This is a genomic window from Paenibacillus sp. P4_A7, from assembly GCF_056402455.1.
This window is the reverse complement of the sequence record NZ_JBFUHJ010000338.1, coordinates 1-6,019: the sequence shown is the minus strand read 5'-3', so window position 1 is coordinate 6,019 and position 6,019 is coordinate 1. Positions and strand designations below refer to the sequence as shown.

2 protein-coding genes are annotated in these 6,019 nt (G+C 43.1%); both read right to left on the bottom strand.

Annotation, left to right across the window (positions count from 1 at the left end):
• Positions 1-107: 107 nt before the first annotated feature.
• Positions 108-4,415: a PolC-type DNA polymerase III gene (locus tag AC1DWN_RS25515; protein WP_477561703.1), complete on the bottom strand. Its 4,308-nt coding sequence runs from the start codon at positions 4,413-4,415 to the stop codon at positions 108-110.
• Positions 4,416-4,458: 43 nt separating this feature from the next.
• The gene (proS, locus tag AC1DWN_RS25510) at positions 4,459-5,907 is read right to left on the bottom strand and encodes a proline--tRNA ligase (protein ID WP_477561702.1); all 1,449 of its coding nucleotides are present in this window, start codon (positions 5,905-5,907) and stop codon (positions 4,459-4,461) included.
• Positions 5,908-6,019: the final 112 nt, after the last annotated feature.

Here is a 6,019-nt window from a genome sequence, read left to right as displayed (position 1 = left end):
GGGTTTCCCCACTCTTCTGCATCAAAGTCTTTATCATCATCATTGCCAGAAAAATTATAACATAACCGCCTTAGAGTGACAAGAAATGTTTTCTATTCACTCCCAGTTTAGAACAAAGAAAGCTGGTTTGATTCAGGCAGTCCGCGGAAGCAGCCCATATTATTGAGCACCTCTACGGTCGTCTTTGTCGCCTTCGATTTCATCTGGAAATCCTCGATTGAAAGAAATTCGCCATCATTTCTAGAAGCCGCAATATTTCGCGCTGCATTATCACCAATGCCACCTACAGCAGCAAAAGGAGGAATGAGGGAGTCGCCGTCAACAATAAATTTAGTTGCATCAGAACGATACAAGTCAATCGGTTTAAATGAAAATCCGCGTGCTGTCATCTCTAACGACATCTCTAGCTGAGAAACCATACCCTTCTCTTTCGGGAGAGCATTAAAACCTTTCGCTTCAATTTCAATCAGCTTGCGCAGGATAGCATCGTACCCTTGACATAGCAGCTCTAGATCAAAATCGTCGGATCGAACGGTAAAGTAAGTCGCATAATATTCAATCGGATAGTAGAGCTTGAAGAAAGCGGTACGAACGGCTGATATAACATAAGCTGCCGCATGCGCTTTAGGAAACATATACTCAATACGCAAGCAAGAATCGATGTACCATTGCGGCACCTTGCAGCGCTTCATCTCTTCAATCCACTCCGGCGTCAGACCTTTACCTTTACGAACGCTTTCAGTAATTTTAAATGCCAGACCAGCATCCATGCCTGCCTTGTATATTAAGAAAAGCATGATGTCATCACGACAACCGATAACCGTCTTAATGTTACATGTACCATTTTTGATAAGCTCTTGGGCATTGCCCAGCCAAACTCCCGTTCCATGAGATAATCCGGAAATTTGCAGTAAATCCGCAAAGGATGATGGCTGTGTTTCTTGGAGCATCTGACGTACAAACTTAGTTCCCATCTCTGGAAYACCGTAAGTTGCAACAGATGAACGAATTTGTTCACCTGGCACATTAAGTGCTTTCGTCGAGTTAAACATGCTCATGACCTTCGAATCATTCATCGGGATCGATAACGGATCCACACCGGTTAAATCCTGAAGCATACGCATCATCGTTGGATCATCGTGACCGAGTATATCAAGCTTTAGCAAGTTTTCATCAAAAGCATGATAATCGAAGTGGGTCGTCTTCCATTCCGCATTTACATCATCCGCTGGGAACTGAACTGGCGTAATATCCTCGATATCCATATACTCAGGTACGACGACAATTCCACCCGGATGCTGTCCTGTACTCCGCTTAACGCCTGTACATCCGCTCGCTAATCTCGCGATTTCTGCACCGCGCCATTTCTTATTCATTTCCTCTTCGTATTTCTTCGTGTAGCCGTAGGCCGTTTTCTCAGCAATGGTACCAATTGTTCCCGCCCTAAATACATTTTTCTCTCCGAAAATTTCTTTCGTAAAGTTATGGGCAACCGGCTGGTATTCACCTGAAAAGTTAAGATCGATATCGGGAACCTTATCGCCTTTGAAACCAAGGAACGTCTCAAACGGGATATCCTGTCCTTCGCCCTTCATAGGCGTACCGCAAAGCGGACACAGCTTATCAGGTAAATCAAATCCACTCATTACGCTGCCATCCAAAAACCATTCACTATGTCGGCAATCTGTATTCTTACACAAGTAGTGAGCTGGCAATGGATTTACTTCAGAAATCCCCAGAAAAGTTGCTACCACTGAAGATCCTACGGAACCCCGTGAACCAACAAGATAACCGTCAGCGTTTGATTTTTTTACTAGCTTCTCTGAAATCAAGTAGTTCGCTGAAAATTTAAATTTAATAATAGGAACTAGTTCTTTCTCCAGCCTATCTATTACGACCTGCGGCAGCTCTTCTCCATACATGGACTTAGCTGTGTCATAACATGTCTTACGAATTTCTTCGTCAGCACCTTCAATATCTGGAGCGAATAACCCTGTTGGAAACATCTCGTAGTGTTCGAACCGATCAGCAAGATCGGAAGTGTTTGTTACGACTACCTCAAGCGCTCTCGCTTCGCCTAAGAAAGAAAACTCTTCCAGCATCTCATCCGTCGTACGGAAATGTGCATCTGGTTTACGAATACTCTTCAATGGACTAAAGCCCGTTATACCATGAATCGTAATATCTCGGTACATTTTGTCGCGCGGATTCAAATAATGCACATTACCTGTTGCAATAACTGGCTTGCCTAGCTCATCACCGATTTGACAAACTCGTCTTAATGCTTGCTCAATCTCTGCACGACTGCCTACAAAACCTTTTTCCACCAAATGCATATAAAAATCTATGGGTTGAATTTCTAGCACGTCATAGAAACGAGCAACCTCTAGCGCTTCCTCATATGACTTGTTCATAACTGTTTCGAAAAACTCGCCCTTCTCGCAGCCTGAAATAACAAGTAGACCCTCACGCAAAGCAACAAGCTTGCTCTTAGGCATCGTCGGAACACGTTTGAAATGCTCGGTGTGCGACATCGAAATAAGCTTGAATAAATTTTTCTTGCCTGTAGCGTTTAAAGCATAAACACCACAATGGAATGGCCGTGAATTTGATAAATCTATACCGACATAATCATTTAACTGATTAAGATCCGTAATATTGCGTTCCGCTGCATCGGCGATTAGACCATACAAAACACCGCCAAGTGCAAGTGAGTCATCAACAGCTCTATGGTGATTTTCAAGACTGACCTTATACTTGTCTGCCAACGTATTTAATCGATGGTTTTTTAGAGACGGGAAAATAAATCTTGCTAGCTCCAGTGTATCAAGTACTGGATTTTTAACTTCAGGCATGCCAAAAGCTTTGCAATTGGCTTGTATAAAACCGATATCGAATCGCGCATTATGGGCAACTAACACATCGTCACCGATAAATTCGATAAACTCACGCAGCTTCGGCTCTAGCTCTGGTTGACCTCGTACCATATCGTCATTAATGTTTGTTAACTGTTGGATATGATAGGGGATTTTTTCGTGAGGATCGATCAAAGTTGAAAAACGATCAATTTCTTTTCCATCACGCATTTTTACGCCAGCAAGCTCTATAATTTTGTTGTTAATAACCGATAAACCGGTGGTCTCTATATCAAACACAATGTATTGTGCGGTAGCTAACGGCTCAGGTCTTGATTCCAATACCATTGGCACAGCATCATTCACTACATTCGCTTCTACACCAAACAAAACTTTAATATCGTTCTTCTTGCCTGCCTTGAATGCATCAGGATAACATTGCACATTACTGTGATCTGTTACGGCAATTGCTTTATGACCCCACTTTGCTGCGGTCTTGATATATACATCTATGGGTGTAACGGCATCCATTGTACTCATCGTCGTGTGTAAATGAAATTCCACTCGCTTATTTTCTGATTTATCCTTGCGATCCGGAGGTGATTTCACCTCATGCAAATCATTGGGCATCATCACAAGCTCAGGCTCTTGCATAAAGCGATCATATTCAATCCGCCCTCGAGCTTTGATCCATTTCCCGTTCGCTAATTGGCTTAAGATTTTAACATCGTCTTTCGTCTTAGCAAACATCTTCATAGCGATTGAGTCCGAGAAGTCTGTCACGTTAAAAGTGAACAAGGTGCTTCCGTTGCGAAGCTCTTTCATATCCAGACCAAATACGGCCCCTTGGACCGTTATTTTTTTCTCTTCTTCTAGAATGTTCATGAGAGGAACAGGTTCTTCGCGAATATCGTAACCGACAGCCAAACGAATCTCGCCCTCGTCAACCAAATCAGATTCAGACTGCGAACTCGCCATAAGCTCCTGTACAAATTCGCGTTCTTCCTGAACGATTTTCAACGCGTATTCATCCATGATTTCTTGCCTTGCTTCGTTTATAATCATTTTCACTTTACAATTACGATGAAAATAAGTGCTATAAAAACGAATAATATACTCATCCAAACGTTTCTTACGTACTACATCTAAACCAGTATTATCAAGTAAAGACAATGTTAAAACGTCACCTTCTACAGCTATGGACGCTTTTTGCAGCCAACCATTTACAGATGCCACTTCTTGCTGTGCCCACTCCATAAATAAACCCCAATATTGCAGTAAAATTGATTCTGTTTCTACAACGGGATCATACATAAAATGAAAGGTAACATCAGCAATGTGCTCGAATTTCATTCTAGCAGCCTGACAAAGACCATTATAGGCCTGTAAGGGCACTAAGGACGTTTTGCGGATGCAAAACGTCCATTCCCGGTTACTTTTTCCAACAACAACCTGCTCTATATAACCATCTTGAAAATAACAATGAATAAGCTCTTGCGGAAGCTCTGCCTGCTGCAAGAGCAGTTCAAAGCGCTGCCGCTTGTCTGCAGTTTGGCTCAAATGATTCCACTCCTGACAATACGAACCGAACCAACTTCAGTTCTTAATAAGCGCGTGCAAATACGACAGTATGCTTGGCAGAATCGCCGCATACGAGACAACTTTTCTTTTGCTCAGAAGGCTCAAAAGGTATATTACGGCTTGTAGCGCCCGTTTCTTCTTTGACCTGCTTCTCACAAGCGGCTGAACCGCACCATCCAGCTTCAACGAAGCCTCGTTTTTCCAAAAGAGAACTTTTCATTTCATCAAGTGTCTCAACAGAATACGAATTATCAATACGGAATTGCTTCGCTTTCTCGAACATCGCATCATGAGTTTCAGCTAGCATTTTTTCCACTTCAGCAATCAAATTATCTTGTAGTACAACTCTCTTCTCTCCTGTTACACGAGACACAAGGACAACCTGTCCGTTCTCCATATCACGAGGACCTAACTCTAGGCGCAACGGAACGCCGCGCATTTCGTACTCATTGAATTTCCAACCCGGACTAACATCAGCACGATCATCTACACGAACGCGTACGCCTGCTTTCTTAAGCTCAGCATGCAGCTCATCAACGCGCCCTACGACCTGCTCACGCATTTTCGCTGGCCCGATTGGAATCATAATAACCTGTGTCGGAGCAACCTTTGGAGGCAGGACAAGACCACGGTCATCGCCGTGAACCATAATAAGCGCGCCAATAAGACGCGTACTCACACCCCAAGATGTCGTGTGGGCGAATTGCAAAGTATTTTCACGATCAAGAAACTTTATATCAAAGGCAACCGCAAATTTCGTTCCAAGATAATGCGAAGTTCCAGCTTGTACAGCTTTTCCGTCCTTCATCATCGCTTCGATCGAATACGTATCAACTGCCCCTGCAAATCTCTCAGAAGGCGTCTTCTCACCTTTAATAACTGGAATAGCAAGAAACTCTTCTACAAATTGCGTATATACATCCAGCATTTGCATCGTTTCTTGGCGTGCTTCCTCTTCCGTCTCATGAGCAGTATGGCCTTCCTGCCATAAAAACTCACTCGTCCGCAAGAACGGCATCGTCCGCTTCTCCCAACGAACTACGTTTGCCCATTGATTAATCAGCAATGGAAGATCGCGATAGGATTGAATCCATTTCGAATACATATGTCCAAACATCGTTTCGGAGGTTGGACGAATAGCAAGCCGTTCTTCCAGCTTCTCTCCAGCTGCCTCTGTAACCCATGGCAATTCTGGATTAAAGCCTTCCACATGCTCTTTCTCTTTCTGGAAGAAGCTCTCAGGAATAAACAAAGGGAAATAGGCATTGCGATGACCTGTCTCCTTAAAGCGGCGATCCAAATCACGTTGAATATTTTCCCATAATTCATAGCCCTCCGGCCGGAATATGATACAACCTCGTACCGGAGAATAATCCATAAGCTCTGCTTTCTTAATAACATCTAAATACCATCTAGAGAAATCCTCGCCTTGCGGCGTTATTTCAGTAACAAACTGTTTATCTTTAGCCATGACCGACGAACTACTCCCCTCTTACCAACCGTAAAATATCATTATAAGTTACTACAAGCATAAGCAGCATGATTAATGCAAAACCGACAAAATGGACCATGCTCTCACGATT